This window comes from Microcella sp. (assembly GCF_051860105.1).
Classification (GTDB): domain Bacteria; phylum Actinomycetota; class Actinomycetes; order Actinomycetales; family Microbacteriaceae; genus Microcella.
Genome location: NZ_JBHYEO010000007.1, coordinates 128,272 through 144,095, shown reverse-complemented (window position 1 = coordinate 144,095; position 15,824 = coordinate 128,272). Strand labels below are relative to the sequence as shown.

Below are 15,824 nucleotides of genomic sequence, written 5' to 3'. Positions count from 1 at the left end.
CACCTCTTCGATCGACGTCATGCCGGCTCGAACCTTCGCCCAGCCGTCTTGACGCAGCGTCAGCATGCCCTGAGCGGTGGCGGTGTGCATGATCTCGACGCTCGACGCGCGCGCGACGGCGAGCCGCTCGATCTCCTCCGAGACCATCATGACCTCGTGCAGGGCGAGCCGACCGCGGTAGCCGGTTCCAGAGCAGGCCGAGCAGCCGACAGCGTGGTAGAACCGAGGACTCAGCTCATCCTCACGCCGACCGAAGCCGAGGTTGTCGAGGTGCTGCCGGTCGTACTCCTGCAGCTGCTTGCAGCGGTCGCAGAGCTTGCGCGCGAGTCGCTGGGCCACCACGCAGTCGAGGGCCGAGCCGACGAGGAAGGGCTCGATGTCCATCTCGATGAGGCGGGTGATGGCGCTCGGGGCATCGTTGGTGTGCAGCGTCGAGAGAACGAGGTGACCGGTGAGCGACGCCTCGATGGCGATCTGCGCCGTCTCCTGGTCGCGGATCTCACCGATGAGCACGACGTCCGGGTCGGATCGCAGGATGCTGCGCAGCGCGCTCGCGAAGGTCAGGCCCGCCTTCGGGTTGACCTGCACCTGGTTGATGCCCGCCATGCGGTACTCGACGGGGTCTTCGACCGTGATGACGTTGATCTCGGGGCGCGCGACGGCGTGCAGCGTCGTGTAGAGCGTGGTCGACTTGCCCGAACCGGTCGGACCCGTGACGAGGATCATGCCGTAGGGCTTGGTGTACGAGTTGCGGTAGACGGTGAGGTTGCGGTCGAGCATGCCGAGGTCGCCGATATCGCGACGCGTCGCGTTGTTGTCGAGGATGCGCATGACGACCTTCTCGCCCCACACCGTCGGCAGGGTCGCCACGCGGAGGTCGATGACCTGACCGCCGTGCTGCACCGACATGCGGCCGTCTTGCGGTCGACGGCGCTCAGCGATGTTGATGTCGCTCATGATCTTGAGACGTGAGATCACGCCGTTCTGGATGTTCTTGGGCGCCTGCTGCACATCGTGCAGCACGCCGTCGATGCGGTATCGGACGCGCATCTCGAACTCGCCCGGCTCGATGTGGATGTCGGAGGCGAGGTCTTGGATCGCCTGGCCGATGATCAGGTTGACGAACCGCACGATGGGCGCGTCATCGGCATCCGCCTCGCGCAGCGCGACCTCGTCAGCCTTGGAGGGCGCGACCTCCTCCTCGATCGCGGTCGTCAGATCGCTGAGCTCGTTGTCGGCACGGTGGAAACGGTTGATGGCTGCCAGGAGGTCGGCCTTCTCGGCGACGACCGCGACGACGTGCATGCGCGTGAGGGCCCGCACGTCGTCCATGGCCAGAACATCACCGGGCTCGACCATCGCGAGCGTGATCGTCGTCGCCGTGGCATGAATGGGCAGGATGCTGTGCCGACGGCAGAGGGCGGCCGGAACGAGCGCCACCGCGGCGCGATCGACGGGGTACTCGGCGAGCTCGACGAACGAGAGGCCGGCGACCTCGGCTTTCGCCGATGCCACCTGCACCGGCGTCACGAGACCACGGCCGAGGAGGTCGTCGACGACGACGTCGTCGCCCTCGTCGCGCACCTGGTCGAGCGTCTCGATGGGCAGCAGCCCACGGATGATGAGCACTTCACTGACGGATACCACAGCAGAACCCTCCCCCCTGGATGCCCGCTCCTCGACGGCGAGGGGCTTGCACGGACTGCCTGACCGTCACGGTACGACACGCCGTACTGCTGACAATAGTCCCGCGTTCGGGGGTAGTCCACACCAGTCACATTGTTAACATCGGCCCCACGTCGGCGGGAACCCGTGCCTCCTATTCGGAGACGGTCGCCCTCTCGTTGGCCTCAGGGCAGGATGATCGACCCATCCACCGCGCACGTGGCACCCCGTGTCGGCGCCACGCGCTGGGTGCCCGCCCACGGATCGTCGATGAGCGCGTGGGCTCCGCTGATGCAGAAGGCGTCGGAGGTGCCCGAGAGGGCGAGAGTGATGTCGTCGTCTCCGCTCGCCGCGAGAAGGGCATCCCGTGCCGCGCCCGTCGGCAGCGCGCCATCGTCGACCACGGCAACGGCGACGGCGAGTCGCGCGTTCGCCATCGCCGCTTGCAGGGCGCCGACGCGCGTGAGATCGAGCACGGAGAGGAAGGAGGGGATCGCGATGGCCGCGAGGATTCCGATGATGACCGTCACGACCAGCAGCTCGATCAGCGTGAAGCCCTCGTCGCGGCGCCTATTCATGAGGCCCATTCAACCTCACCACCGCGTGCGCGGTCTGCCCCCAGAATGAGTGCGCCCCGCGGAACAGCGGTTCCGCGGGGCGCACTCATGATCGGGATCGTGCCTAGTTGTACGTTCCCGGCGTGTAGTCGTCGCTCGAGAAGGTGTCGAAGTCGACGAACGACAGGTCGGCCTCGGTGAGAGCGGTGTCGTCGGCGAAGATGCGGTTGGGGTACCGCTCGGCCTTCGCCTCCTCCGTCGCCTCGACCGTGACGTTGCGGTACGCGGGAAGACCGGTACCGGCCGGGATCAGCTTGCCGATGATCACGTTCTCCTTGAGGCCGAGCAGCGGGTCGCTCTTGCCCTCCATGGCCGCCTGCGTGAGCACACGAGTGGTCTCCTGGAAGGAGGCCGCCGACAGCCACGACTCGGTCGCGAGCGAGGCCTTGGTGATGCCCATGACCTCCTGGCGCGCCGAGGCGGTCTTCTTGCCCTCGGCGAGCGCGGCGCGGTTGATCTGGTTGTACTTCGAGCGGTCGACGAGCTCACCGGGCAGCAGATCGGTCTCGCCGTGGTCGACGACGGTGACCTTGCGCAGCATCTGGCGCACGATGACCTCGAGGTGCTTGTCGTGGATCGGCACCCCCTGCGAGCGGTAGACACCCTGCACGCCCTCGACGAGGTGCTGCTGCACGGCGCGGACGCCCTTGACGCGCAGCACCTCCTTCGGGTCGACGGTGCCGACGAAGATCTGCTGACCGAGCTCGACGTGCTGGCCGTCCTCGACGAGCAGCGTGGCGCGCTTGGAGACCGAGTACGCCACCTCCTCCTCGCCGTTGTCGGGCGTCAACACGATCTTGAGCAGCGTGCCGTTGTCGTCGATGCTGATGCGGCCGGCGCTCTCGGCGATCGGGCTCGCGCCCTTCGGCGTGCGCGCCTCGAACAGCTCGGTCACACGGGGCAGACCCTGCGTGATGTCGGCCGCCGACGCCGAACCACCCGTGTGGAACGTGCGCATGGTCAGCTGCGTGCCGGGCTCGCCGATCGACTGGGCCGCGATGATGCCGACGGCCTCACCGAGGTCGACGCGCGTGCCGGTGGCCAGCGAGCGGCCGTAGCAGGCGGCGCAGACGCCGACCGCCGACTCGCACGTGAGCACCGAGCGCACCTTGATCTCGGCGACGCCCGCGGCCACGAGCTGATCGATCAGCACGTCGCCGACATCGGCGCCCGCCTGCGCCACGACCTCGCCCGAGGCGCTGACAGCGTCAGCCGCGAGCGTGCGGGCGAAGACGAGGTTCTCGACGTTGTCGTCGCGCACCCAGCCTCCGTCGACCGCGTGAGCGATCGTGAAGTCGAGGCCCTTGCCGGTGCCGCAGTCCTCCTCGCGGATGATGACGTCCTGCGCCACATCGACGAGTCGACGGGTCAGGTAGCCCGAGTCGGCGGTGCGCAGGGCGGTGTCGGCCAGACCCTTGCGCGCGCCGTGCGTGGCGATGAAGTACTCGGCCACCGACAGCCCCTCGCGGTACGAGTTGATGATCGGGCGGGCGATGATCTCACCGCGCGGGTTCGACACCAGACCGCGCATACCGGCGATGTTGCCGACCTGCAGCCAGTTACCTCGAGCGCCCGACGTCACCATGCGGTTGATGGTGTTGTCGGCCGGGAAGTTGGCGCGCATCTCGTCGTTGACGGCCTTCGTGCCTTCCGTCCACAGCTCGACGAGCTCGCGGCGACGCTCGTCATCGGTCGTCAGACCCTTGTCGAACTGCGCCTGGATCTTGGCGGCCTTCTTCTCGTACTCCGCGACGATCTGCTTCTTCTTCGGGGGCGTGAGCACGTCGCTGAGGGCGACGGTCACACCGGAGCGCGTGGCCCAGTAGAAGCCCGCGTCCTTCACCTTGTCGAGCGTCGCGGCGACGATCGTCTTCGGGTAGCGCTCGGCGAGATCGTTGACGATCTGCGAGATCGCACCCTTGTCGGCGACCGCGTCGACGAACGGGTAGTCGGCCGGCAGCTGCTCGTTGAACAGCGCGCGACCGAGCGTGGTCTCGCGCAGCTCGCGGCCGTCGGCGAACTTCTCGCCGTAGAGACGGATGCGGATGGGCGCGTTGAGGTGCAGCGAGCCCTGATCCATCGCCATGATCGCCTCGGCGACCGAGGAGAACGCACGGCCCTCGCCGGCGGCGCCCTCGCGCACGGTGGTGAGGTGGTGCAGGCCGATGATCATGTCCTGCGTCGGAACCGTCACCGGGCGGCCGTCAGACGGCTTCAGGATGTTGTTCGACGCGAGCATGAGGATGCGGGCCTCGGCCTGAGCCTCGACCGACAGCGGAAGGTGCACGGCCATCTGGTCGCCGTCGAAGTCCGCGTTGAACGCGGCGCAGACGAGCGGGTGCAGCTGGATGGCCTTGCCCTCGACGAGCTGCGGCTCGAAGGCCTGGATGCCGAGGCGGTGCAGCGTGGGCGCGCGGTTCAGCAGAACCGGGCGCTCGCGGATGATCTCCTCGAGCACGTCCCACACCTGCGGGCGCGAGCGCTCGACCATGCGCTTCGCGCTCTTGATGTTCTGCGCGTGGCCCAGGTCGATGAGGCGCTTGATGACGAAAGGCTTGAACAGCTCGAGCGCCATGAGCTTGGGCAGACCGCACTGGTGCAGCTTGAGCTGCGGACCGACGACGATGACCGAACGGCCGGAGTAGTCGACGCGCTTGCCGAGCAGGTTCTGGCGGAACCGGCCCTGCTTGCCCTTGAGCATGTCGCTGAGAGACTTGAGCGCGCGGTTGCCCGTGCCCGTGACCGGGCGGCCACGGCGGCCGTTGTCGAACAGCGCGTCGACGGCCTCCTGCAGCATGCGCTTCTCGTTGTTGACGATGATCTCAGGAGCCCCGAGGTCGAGCAGACGACGCAGACGGTTGTTGCGGTTGATCACGCGGCGGTACAGGTCGTTGAGGTCGGAGGTCGCGAAGCGGCCACCGTCGAGCTGCACCATCGGCCGAAGCTCCGGCGGGATCACCGGCACGACATCCAGCACCATCGCGGCCGGCGAGTTGCCGGTCTGCAGGAAGGAGTTGACGACCTTCAGGCGCTTGATGGCACGGATCTTCTTCTGGCCCTTGCCCGTCGCGATCTGCTCGTGGAGCAGCTCGCTCTCGGCGGCGAGATCGAAGGCTTCGAGGCGCTTCTTGATGGCCTCGGCGCCCATGTGGGCCTCGAAGTACAGCCCGAAGCGGTCTTGCAGCTCCTGGAAGACCGAGTCCTCCGGCTTGAGGTCGCCGACCTTGAGCGTGCGGAAGTCTTCCCACACGCGCTCGAGCTGGGCGATCTGCTCGTCGAACGACTTGCGGATCTGGCCCATCTCCTTCTCGCCGGCGTCTTTCACCTTGCGCTTCTGGTCGGCCTTGGCGCCCTCGGCCTCGAGCTCGGCGAGCTCGGTCTCGAGACGCTGCATGCGCGTCGCGATGCCGGCATCGCGCTGGCCCTCGAGGGTCTTGATCTCGAGCCGCAGCTCGTTCTCGAGCCCGGGCAGGTCGGCGTGACGGCCGTCCTCATCGATCGAGATGACCATGTAGGCGGCGAAGTAGATGACCTTCTCGAGGTCTTTCGGCGCCATGTCGAGCAGGTAGCCGAGGCGGCTCGGCACACCCTTGAAGTACCAGATGTGCGTGACAGGCGCAGCGAGCTCGATGTGGCCCATGCGCTCGCGGCGCACGGAGGACTTGGTGACCTCCACGCCGCAGCGCTCGCACACGATGCCCTTGAAGCGCACCCGCTTGTACTTGCCGCACGAGCACTCCCAGTCGCGGGAGGGCCCGAAGATCTGCTCGCCGAACAGGCCGTCCTTCTCGGGCTTGAGTGTGCGGTAGTTGATCGTCTCCGGCTTCTTCACCTCACCGTGCGACCAGCGACGGATGTCGTCGGCGGTCGCGAGGCCGATGCGGAGCTCATCGAAAGTTTTTGCGTCGAGCACAGATATCTCTTCTCTTACTTGCAGTCGTCAGCGTTGTGCGAGTACGGGGCCCGGATCAGATCTCGTCGATCGACGAGGACTCGAACCGGGTGGAGATGTTGATGCCCAACTCCTCAGCGGCACGGAAGACCTCGTCGTCCGTGTCCTTCAGGCTGAGCACGGTGCCGTCGGCCGAGAGCACCTCGACGTTCAGGCACAGCGACTGCATCTCCTTGATGAGCACCTTGAAGCTCTCGGGAATGCCCGGCTCCTGGATGTTCTCGCCCTTGACGATGGCCTCGTAGACCTTCACGCGGCCCAGGATGTCGTCGGACTTGATCGTCAGGAGCTCCTGCAGCGCGTAGGCCGCGCCGTACGCCTCGAGAGCCCACACCTCCATCTCGCCGAACCGCTGGCCGCCGAACTGGGCCTTACCACCCAGGGGCTGCTGCGTGATCATCGAGTAGGGGCCCGTCGACCGAGCGTGGATCTTGTCGTCGACGAGGTGGTGGAGCTTCAGGATGTACATGTAGCCGACCGAGATCGGGTCGGGGAACGGCTCGCCCGAGCGGCCGTCGAACAGACGCGCCTTTCCGGTCGAGTCGATCATGCGCACACCGTCGCGGTTCGGGAGCGTCGAGTCGAGCAGACCCGCGATCTCGTCCTCACGCGCACCGTCGAAGACGGGGGTCGCGATCTTGGTGCCGGGAGCCGCCTCGCGCGCAGTGGCGGGGATGCCCTCGGCCCACTCGGGGTCGCCCTCGATCTTCCAGCCGCGCGACGCCGCCCACCCCATGTGGATCTCGAGCACCTGGCCGAAGTTCATGCGACCGGGAACGCCGAGCGGGTTGAGCACGATGTCGACAGGCGTGCCGTCCTCAAGGAACGGCATGTCCTCCACCGGCAGGATCTTCGAGATGACGCCCTTGTTGCCGTGGCGGCCGGCGAGCTTGTCGCCCTCGGAGATCTTGCGCTTCTGGGCGATGTAGACGACCACGCGCTGGTTGACGCCCGAGCCGAGCTCGTCGTCACCGTCTTGAGCGTCGAACACCTTGACGCCGATGATCGTGCCCTGCTCGCCGTGGGGCACCTTGAGCGAGGTGTCGCGCACCTCGCGCGACTTCTCGTTGAAGATGGCGCGCAGCAGGCGCTCCTCCGCCGAGAGCTCGGTCTCGCCCTTGGGCGTGACCTTGCCGACGAGGATGTCGCCGGGGCGAACCTCGGCGCCGATGCGGATGATGCCGCGCTCGTCGAGGTCGGCCAGGAGTTCCGGGCTGACGTTCGGGAGGTCGCGGGTGATCTCTTCCTTACCGAGCTTCGTGTCGCGAGCATCCACCTCGTACTCCTCGATGTGGATCGACGACAGCGTGTCGTCCTTCACGAGGTTCTGGCTGAGGATGATCGCGTCTTCGAAGTTGTGGCCCTCCCACGACATGAACGCGACGAGCAGGTTCTTGCCGAGCGCGAGCTCGCCGTTCTCGGTCGCCGGGCCGTCGGCGATGACCTCGCCGACCTCGACCCGGTCGCCCGCACTGACGACGACGCGGTGGTTGTAGTTCGTGCCCTGGTTCGAGCGGTCGAACTTGCGCAGGAAGTAGTCCTGCGTGCCGCCCTCATCGAGCTGCACCGTCACCGAGTCGGCCGAAACCGAGGTGACGACACCGGCCGCCGTCGCGGTGATGACGTCTCCGGCATCGACGGCCGCGTAGCTCTCCATGCCGGTGCCGACGAGCGGCGACTCGGAACGGAGCAGCGGCACGGCCTGGCGCTGCATGTTCGCGCCCATGAGAGCGCGGTTCGCGTCATCGTGCTCGAGGAACGGGATGAGCGAGGTCGCGACCGACACCATCTGGCGCGGCGAGACATCCATGTAGTCGACCTGCTCCGACGGAACGAGCTCGACCTCGCCGCCCTTGCGGCGCACGAGCACGCGCTCCTCGGCGAACGAGCCGTCTTTGTTCAGCGGCGCGCCGGCCTGGGCGACGACGTGGTCGTCCTCCTCGCTGGCGGTCAGGTAGTCGATCGTGCCCGTGACCTTGCCCTTGGTGACGCGGCGGTACGGGGTCTCGATGAAACCGAACGCGTTGATGCGCGCGAACGACGCGAGCGAACCGATGAGGCCGATGTTCGGGCCTTCCGGGGTCTCGATCGGGCACATGCGGCCGTAGTGGCTGGGGTGCACGTCGCGCACCTCGACGCCGGCACGCTCGCGCGACAGGCCACCCGGGCCGAGCGCCGACAGGCGGCGCTTGTGGGTGAGACCCGCGAGCGGGTTGTTCTGGTCCATGAACTGGCTGAGCTGCGAGGTTCCGAAGAACTCCTTGATCGCCGCCACGACGGGGCGGACGTTGATCAGGGTCTGCGGCGTGATCGCCTCGATGTCCTGCGTCGTCATGCGCTCGCGGACGACGCGCTCCATGCGGCTGAGGCCCGTGCGCACCTGGTTCTGGATGAGCTCACCGACCGCGCGGATGCGACGGTTGCCGAAGTGGTCGATGTCATCGACATCGAGCCGCAGGTCGACGGGCTTGCCATCCCGCTGCCCGGGGAGGGTCGTGCGACCCTCGTGCAGCGAGACCATGTAGCGGATCGTCGCAACGATGTCGTCGACGCTCAGCACCGAGTCGGCGAGCGGAGCATCCACACCGAGCTTGCGGTTGATCTTGTAGCGACCCACCTTCGCCAGGTCGTAGCGCTTGGGGTTGAAGTAGAAGTTGTCGAGCAGCGCACGCGCGGCCTCGGCGGCGACCTGCTCGCCCGGACGCAGCTTGCGGTAGATGTCTTTGAGCGCCTCCTCCTTCGTGAGGATGGCGTCCTTCTCCAGGGTCTGCTCGATCGAGTCGAAGCCGGCGAACTTCTCGCGGATCTCCTCCGTCGTCAGGCCGAGGGCCTTGAGGAAGACGGTGACGGACTGCTTGCGCTTGCGGTCGATGCGCACGCCGACCTGGTCGCGCTTGTCGACCTCGAACTCGAGCCACGCGCCACGGCTGGGGATGATGCGCGCGGTGTAGATGTCTTTGTCGGTCGTCTTCTCGAGCTGACGCTCGAAGTAGACGCCCGGCGAACGCACGAGCTGCGACACGACGACACGCTCGGTGCCGTTGATGATGAAGGTGCCCTTCTCGGTCATGAGCGGGAAGTCGCCCATGAAGACCGTCTGGGTCTTGATCTCACCGGTCATGTGGTTCATGAACTCGGCCTCGACGTAGAGCGGGGCGGCGTAGGTCTTGCCGCGCTCCTTGCACTCGTCGATCGAGTACTTCTGCTCTTCGAGGTAGGGGTTCGTGAACGAGAGCTGCATCGTCTCGCCCAAGTCTTCGATCGGGGAGATCTCCTCGAAGATCTCCTCCAGCCCGCTGTGCGTCGGCACATCCGTGCGACCGGCGGCCTGCGCCTCGGCGAGGCGCGCCTTCCAGGCGTCGTTGCCGACGAGCCAGTCGAAGCTCTCGGTCTGCAGGGCGAGCAGATCAGGAACGGTCAGCGTGTCGCTGATCTTGGCGAAAGAGAGCCGCGATGCGGTGCGGCCGTTCTTGGGGGACTGGTTCTTAGCGGTGCGCGCAGCAGCCAAGGATCTAACCTCCGTGGGCGAGTAGCCCGGATTCTGTCGGTCGTCGACAGGTGAGTGCGGTCGAATGGACGCGCCGAACCCGCCGGGATTCCGTGCAATCGGAATCCACCCCGCCGCTATACTCGGGGCACGATCGCCGCCCGCCATATGGCGGCTGATCAGACATGGGAGCGCAAACCTCAATACTAGGCGCGCTCGGGTCGTCGTGTCCAGTCCGATTCTTGACCAATCGCGGTCGCTGCGCTATAACCGCGCGCCCGATGGTGCGCCACGGCATGCGCAGACGACCGAGGGGCGAGCCGGGCGACGGCGCCGGTGTCGGCACTCCCCTGCGGCGGGGCTGCTGAGTACACTTCGGATCAACGCCGATCCGGCGCCTCCGGTTGTCGTGAAGGATCGCATCCGCCGATGAGCTCGCTCCCGCCCGAGTCGCTCGTCGCGCGTGCGGACGGCCTGTGGCCGCTCGTCGGCCGGTCGGCGCACCTGGCAAAGGCGCGCGCAGCGCTCGAATCGGGCCGCGTCGCCCTCGTCGTGCTGTCGGGCGAGGCCGGCGTGGGCAAGACGCGCCTCGCCAGCGAGCTCACGGTGCAGCTCGAGCGCGACGGCTGGCGGGGCAACCGCATCGTCGCCAGTGCGAGCCTCTCGGCCGTGCCGCTCGCGGCGCTCATCCCGCTCATGGGTGCCACGCGGCAGGACATCGCGCGCATCGGCGCCGACACGGCGACGCTCATGGCCTTCGCGGCCGAGCTCGCGGCCCGACGCAGCGCCGAGGGTCCGCTGCTCGTCGTGGTCGACGATCTGCCCCAGCTCGACCCGCTCTCGGTGGCCGTGCTCGCCCAGCTCGGGTCGAGCGGCGCGATCACCCTGCTCGCGACCGCGCGCGACGGCGAGCCGCTGCCGGAGCCGATGGTCGCGCTGTGGACGTCCGACCGCGCGCTGCGCATTCCGATCGGCCCGCTCTCGGTCGACGATATCGACGCGCTGCTTCCCGTCGTGCTCGGCAACACGGTGGCTCATCAGACGGTCGTCGCGCTGCATGGCGCCTCGGGCGGCAACCCCCTCTTCCTGCGAGAACTCGTGGCGCATGCGCTCGCGACCTGCTCGATCACCCAGCACCACGGGTCATGGGTGCTGCAGGGCGCGCCGGGAGGATCGACCGCTCTCGGCGAGCTCATCGCCAGCCGCCTGAGCGGGCTCGCCGCCGCACAGCTCGACGTCATGGAGCGGCTCGCGGTGTGCCAGTCGATCCCGCTCTCGCAGTTCACCGAGCCCGAGTCGCGCACGGCGCTCGGCGAGCTCGAGCAGCAGCAGCTCGTGCAGCTGCGCCCGGAGGCAGGACGCTACGTCGCGACGATCGCGCACCCGCAGTACGCCGCTGCGATGCAGTCGCGCGTGCCGACCCTGCGGCGCATCGACCTCCTGCTCGACCACGCGGCCCGCGCGGAGGACTCCCCCGAGCGTGACGTCGACGCGGTGCGGATCGCCACCTGGCGGCTCGACGCGGGGGCGCCCGGCGACGCCGCGTTCCTCGGCGACGCGGCCCGCCTGGCGCTGCTGACCGAGGACTTCGAACTCGTCGCCCGGCTCGCCACGGCGGCCGAGCAGTCGGGAACGGTGGACACCGAACTGCTGCTTATCCACGCGGATGCCCTCACGAAGCTCGGCCGGGTCGACGACGCCCTCGCCGCGCTCGCGCGCGCCCGTGAGCTCGACGAAGCTGCCCCCGTCGACCAGAACCGCACCGCACGCATCCTCACCATGACGACCACGGCGCTCATCACAGGAAGCGGTCGGTTCGATGAGGCGCTCGCGCTGCTCGACGGCGCCGCCGAGCGGCTGCCCGAGGCGGCCCGCCGGGTGCGTCAGGCCCGAGCCCGCATCCTCGTCGGTCTCGAGCGCCCGCGTGATGCCCTCGCCGAGCTCGAGCGTATCCCCGACGGCGCGACCGTTATTGAGCAGGCCGAGCTCGACCTCAACACCGCGGTGCCCTACGTCGCTCTGGGGCGCACCGACGACGCCCTGCGCACGACCGAGCGCGCCCTCGCCGCGGCGCGCCTGGTCGACGCGACGATCCCCCTCAGGGTGGCGTACCTCATGCGCGCCGTCTCCCTCGCCCAGGCGTGCCGTCTCGAGGAGGCGCGATCGCACGCCGCGGACGCGCTCGCCGAGGCGATCGTGCTCGACGATGCGCTGCGCAGTCGCCAGGCGGAGTTCACCCTCGCGGCGGTATACCTCGCGATGGGCCGGCTCGAGACCGCCGCGCGCTGGCTCAAGGACGTCATCGCCGGTGCGCGCACGCGCGGCCCCCGCGGCTACGAGGCGCTCGGCCGGGGTGTGCTCGCGAGGGTGCGCGCTCAGCAGGGTCTCATCGCCGACGCTCGAGCGGTGCTCGCCGAGATTCCGGAGGCGCTCATCGAGGAGGACTCGCTGCTGCTACTGGGCTGGGCCTGGGTCGAGGCTCTCGACGGCAACGCGGCGGCCGCGCGCGAACGCGTGGCGATGCGCACCCGCCAGCGGGTCGAATCAGGAGATCTCGACTTCGCGAGCATCCTGGCCCTCGACCTGGCGCGGCTCGGCGACGCCCCCGCGGCCGCCGACCTGCTCGACGGGATGCTCGCCGAAGCCGATTCCCCCGTCGTGCGCCTGCGCGCCCGCACGGCGCGGGCCATGGCCGCGAGCGATGCCCCCGCGCTGCAGGATGCGGCCGCCGAGTGGGAGCGCCACGGCTACCTGCTGCACGCGGCCGAGTCGTTCGCCCTGGCCGCCGATGCCGCCCGCCGCGAGGGGCGGGGGCGGGATGCGGCGCAGCTCGTCGGTCGCGCACGAACGCTCGCCGAGCGCACGGAGGGCGCATCCACCAGCCCGCTGCAGTTCGCGACCGAGCTGGAACCGCTCACCCCCCGCGAACGGGAGATCGCCACGCTGGCCGCCCGCGGCTTGGCGAGCAACGACATCGCGACGCGGTTGTTCCTGTCGCCGCGAACCGTCAACAACCATCTGCAGTCGGCCTACAGCAAGCTCGGCGTGCGCAGCCGCTCGGAGCTGCCGGCCGCGCTCGGGCTCGCGAGCCCGGATCAGGCGTTGGCCGGCGTCGACTCGTCGACGACCTGAGAGCGCAGCGGCTCGATGCCGGCGATGACCGCCGTCACCTGCTCGTGGGTGAGCCCGGTGTCGAGCAGCGCGTAGGCGAGGTGCTCGATGACGGCGTCGTAGGCCTCATCGGTGATGCGGAGGCCGTGATGCGCGCCGCTCATGGTGCGCCCCGTGAACAGGTCGGGGCCGCCGAGCGCGACCGTCAGGAACGCCCGCTGATGGGCGACCAGGCGATCCATGTCGACCGAGCCGAACCAGGGGGCGAGCGACTCGTCGGCCGTGATCCGATGGGAGAAGACGGAGACGGCGAGAGAGACGGCGGGGGCGCCCCCGATCTCGTCGTACAGGCTCATGGCGCATCCCTCGTTCGTCTGCGGTCGGAACGGCGACCTGCCGCTCTTCCAGTCTGCCCGCCCGGCCCCGGGCGGACATGCCCGCGGATTACTCATTTTTGCCGAGAGATGCTCATCCGTGTCGATACCGGCGCGCGTGTGGCACGCTGTCGGGCATGACCGCTTCCGCCGAGCTGCGCCTGCCCAGCGGGCTCCGGGCGGTCATCGAGCCCGACCGCTGGGCCGATGGCAGCTACACCCTCGTCGTCGACGGCACGCCCCAGTCGCACGTCGACCTCGATGACCCGAGCCGGCTGTTCTTCGAGTACGTGCAGCGCATCGGCCACGTCATCGACGAGTGGGGCGACCCCGGTCAGCCCATGACGGCGCTGCACCTCGGCGCGGGGGCGCTCACCCTGCCGCGCTACATCCACGCGACCCGGCCGGGCTCGCGCCAGCAGGTCATCGAGCTCGATGAGGCGCTCGTCGGCTTCGTCCGCGAGCACCTGCCTCTGCCGCGGCAGTCGGGAATCCGGGTTCGCTACGGGGATGCCCGCGCCATGCTCGCGCGCCTGCCTCCTGCCCTGCACGGCGCCGTCGACCTCGTCGTGGTCGACGTGTTCAGCGGAGCGCGGATTCCCGCCCACGTGACGAGCGTCGAGTTCTACCGGGAGGTCGCGCAGTTTCTCGCCCCGGGCGGCATCGTCGCGGTCAACGTCGCCGACGGGCCGGGGCTCGCATTCGCCCGCGGGCAGGCGGCGACGCTGCGCCTCGTGCTCGACGACGTGGCGGCTCTGGCCGAGACGAGCGTGCTCAAGGGTCGACGGTTCGGCAACGTCGTTCTCATCGCCTCGGCGACGGGTCTGCCGCTCGACTGGATGCCGCGCCTCATGGCCCGCGGACCGCATCCCGCCGCGGTCGTGGCCGGCCGCGAGCTCGTCAACTGGATCGCGGGAGCCGCTGTCGTGAGCGATCAGACCGCGGTGCCCTCGCCAGCCCCCGCGACGAGCCTGTTCACGAGAGGCGGCTCGGCGTCACGATGACCGGCCGCAAGCGCTCGAGCAGCTCGCGCACCGCCGCGGCGGCCGCGTCATCGGCGCTGAGCGCCGCGAGGCTCTCGTCGACGACGACGAGGAAGCGCTCGAAGTGCGCGTCGGTGAGCCCGAGCGGCCGATGGGCCTCGCGCAGGCTGCGCCCGCTGTAGTTCTCGGGCCCGCCGAGGACGGCGGCGAAGTAGTGCTCGCGATGGTGCTGCAGGCTCGCGACGTCGACGCCCGCGAAGAGCGGGCCGAGTTCGGCATCGTCGCGCAATCGGCGCGAGAGCTCGTCGACGAAGCGACCGATGCCGTCGGCACCCCCGAGCTGCTCGAACATCGACATTATCGACCTTTCCTCATCGCGTCTCGACAGTACACCGCCGAACCGCGGGCGTTCACCGAGCATCCAGACGCGGGCGGGATGCTCGACCGGTCGGCCTCGTGAGGAGGACGGGACGAGGAGCAGACATGGTCGCCACCACCACCGCGTGCCGGGCCGCGATCATGAGCGTGCTCGTGCTGGGCCTCGCCTCCTGCGCCGCCCCCGAGCCCATCGCGCTCGGCTCGATCGCCCCCTCCCCCTCGCCCTCCGCGACCACCACCCCGTCGACGGCACCGCTCGCGCCGACCGGAGAGCTGGAGGCGCTCGTCACGGGCCTCCGCGCTCCGTGGTCGATCGTGCCGCTGCCCACTGGCTCGGTCTTCCTCAGCGAGCGCGACTCCGCGCGCATCCTCGAGCTCAGCCCCGAGGGCGCGCTGTCGGTCGTCGGAACCGTGCCGGGGGTCGTCCCTGGCGGCGAAGGCGGGCTGCTGGGCCTGGCCGCGCTCGACACCGGCACGCCCTACCTCTACGCCTACCTCACGAGCAGCACCGACAACCGCATCGTGCGGATGGCGGTCACCGGCGCACCCGGTGCGTACGCGCTCGGCGACGCCGAAGTGGTGCTGGCGGGCATCCCGAAGGCACGCACCCACAACGGCGGGCGACTCGCCGTCGGGCCCGATGGGATGCTCTACGCCACCACCGGCGACGCGCAGCAGACCGGCCTCGCGCAAGACCCGGGCTCGCTGGCCGGCAAGGTCTTGCGGCTCGCGCCCGATGGGACGGTGCCCGTCGACAACCCGACGCCCGGGTCGTATGTCTACTCGCTCGGGCACCGCAACCCGCAGGGCATCGCGTTCGACCGCACCGGGCAGCTGTGGGCGGCCGAGTTCGGGCAGAACACCTGGGATGAGCTCAACCGCATCGAGGCGGGCGCGAACTACGGCTGGCCGATCGTCGAGGGCGTCGCGGGGCGGGCGGGCTTCACCGACCCCGTGCAGCAGTGGCCGACGAGCGAGGCGAGCCCGAGCGGGCTCGGCATCGTCGACGACACCCTCTTCGTGACGGGTCTGCGCGGCCAACGCCTGCGCGCCATCGACATCGCCGCACCGGGCGAGAGCACGAGCCACTTCGTGCAGCAGCTCGGGCGCATCCGCGACGCCGTGGCCGCGCCCGACGGCCGACTGCTGATCATCACGAACAACACCGATGGCCGCGGCGAACCGCGCGCGGGCGACGACCACCTCTACGCCGTGACCCTCGGGCCGCGCGTCTGACGTCGGTGGTCGCGCCTACCA

General features: G+C 69.1%; 9 protein-coding genes. 3 read left to right on the top strand and 6 right to left on the bottom strand.

The window, feature by feature from the left end:
* From ACTIE9_RS06150 to rpoB, 4 genes are all read right to left on the bottom strand, one after another.
* Nucleotides 1-1,647 (bottom strand): GspE/PulE family protein (locus ACTIE9_RS06150; protein ID WP_439564697.1); only part of this gene is annotated, 1,647 nt, incomplete at its 3' end.
* A 203-nt stretch (nt 1,648-1,850) separates the two neighbouring features.
* Nucleotides 1,851-2,243, bottom strand: coding sequence for a type II secretion system protein (locus ACTIE9_RS06145; RefSeq protein WP_439564696.1), 393 nt, complete (start codon nt 2,241-2,243; stop codon nt 1,851-1,853).
* A gap of 103 nt (nt 2,244-2,346) precedes the next feature.
* Entirely contained in the window at nt 2,347-6,195 is a 3,849-nt protein-coding gene (gene rpoC, locus ACTIE9_RS06140; protein ID WP_439564695.1) for a DNA-directed RNA polymerase subunit beta', read from the bottom strand.
* A gap of 55 nt (nt 6,196-6,250) precedes the next feature.
* Complete coding sequence (rpoB, locus tag ACTIE9_RS06135) at nt 6,251-9,742, bottom strand: DNA-directed RNA polymerase subunit beta (RefSeq protein ID WP_439564694.1); 3,492 nt, start codon at nt 9,740-9,742, stop codon at nt 6,251-6,253.
* Nucleotides 9,743-10,150: 408 nt separating this feature from the next.
* Between rpoB and ACTIE9_RS06130 the strand changes: the two genes are divergently transcribed.
* The gene (locus ACTIE9_RS06130) at nt 10,151-12,853 is read left to right on the top strand and encodes a LuxR C-terminal-related transcriptional regulator (protein ID WP_439564693.1); all 2,703 of its coding nucleotides are present in this window, start codon (nt 10,151-10,153) and stop codon (nt 12,851-12,853) included.
* Here the strand turns inward: ACTIE9_RS06130 and ACTIE9_RS06125 are convergent.
* Nucleotides 12,817-13,188 (bottom strand): group I truncated hemoglobin, encoded by a 372-nt coding sequence (locus ACTIE9_RS06125; protein WP_439564692.1) that lies wholly within the window; start codon nt 13,186-13,188, stop codon nt 12,817-12,819. The two genes, ACTIE9_RS06130 and ACTIE9_RS06125, sit on opposite strands and share 37 nt — an antisense overlap.
* A gap of 155 nt (nt 13,189-13,343) precedes the next feature.
* Here ACTIE9_RS06125 and ACTIE9_RS06120 point away from each other — a divergent pair, with 155 nt between their 5' ends.
* Complete coding sequence (locus tag ACTIE9_RS06120) at nt 13,344-14,210, top strand: spermidine synthase (RefSeq protein ID WP_439564691.1); 867 nt, start codon at nt 13,344-13,346, stop codon at nt 14,208-14,210.
* Here the strand turns inward: ACTIE9_RS06120 and ACTIE9_RS06115 are convergent.
* A complete protein-coding gene (locus ACTIE9_RS06115) occupies nt 14,182-14,547 on the bottom strand; it encodes a group I truncated hemoglobin (protein ID WP_439564690.1) in 366 nt (121 codons plus the stop codon). The genes ACTIE9_RS06120 and ACTIE9_RS06115 overlap by 29 nt on opposite strands.
* A 125-nt stretch (nt 14,548-14,672) precedes the next feature.
* On the opposite strand from ACTIE9_RS06115, the gene ACTIE9_RS06110 reads away from it, so the two are divergent.
* A complete protein-coding gene (locus ACTIE9_RS06110; RefSeq protein ID WP_439564689.1) occupies nt 14,673-15,803 on the top strand; it encodes a PQQ-dependent sugar dehydrogenase in 1,131 nt (376 codons plus the stop codon).
* Nucleotides 15,804-15,824 lie beyond the last annotated feature (21 nt).